We start from the raw sequence: 253 nt of genomic DNA, 5'->3' as shown, positions 1-253 counted from the left end.
AGGTTGAGCTGAAATCGGGTGGCTATCTGATCATCGATCAAACCGAAGCGATGACCACCGTCGACATCAACACCGGCGCGTTTGTCGGCCATCGCAACCTCGATGACACCATCTTCAACACCAACATAGAAGCGACGCAGGCCATCGCGCGTCAGCTTCGTCTGCGTAATCTGGGCGGCATTATCATCATCGACTTTATCGATATGAACAATGAAGATCACCGCCGTCGCGTGCTGCACTCACTGGAGCAGGC

Annotated in this window: 1 protein-coding gene; it reads left to right on the top strand. The window is 54.2% G+C overall.

Annotated elements, in window-relative coordinates:
• On the top strand, positions 1-253 hold a 253-nt coding region (locus RTW80_RS30040), incomplete at both ends, for a ribonuclease E/G (protein ID WP_312721822.1).

The sequence above is a fragment of the Escherichia sp. AM3 genome, assembly GCF_032029835.1.
In the GTDB taxonomy this organism is placed as follows: Bacteria; Pseudomonadota; Gammaproteobacteria; order Enterobacterales; family Enterobacteriaceae; genus Escherichia; species Escherichia coli.
The sequence above is the reverse complement of the archived record's forward strand: the minus strand, read 5'-3'. Positions and strand labels throughout refer to the sequence as shown.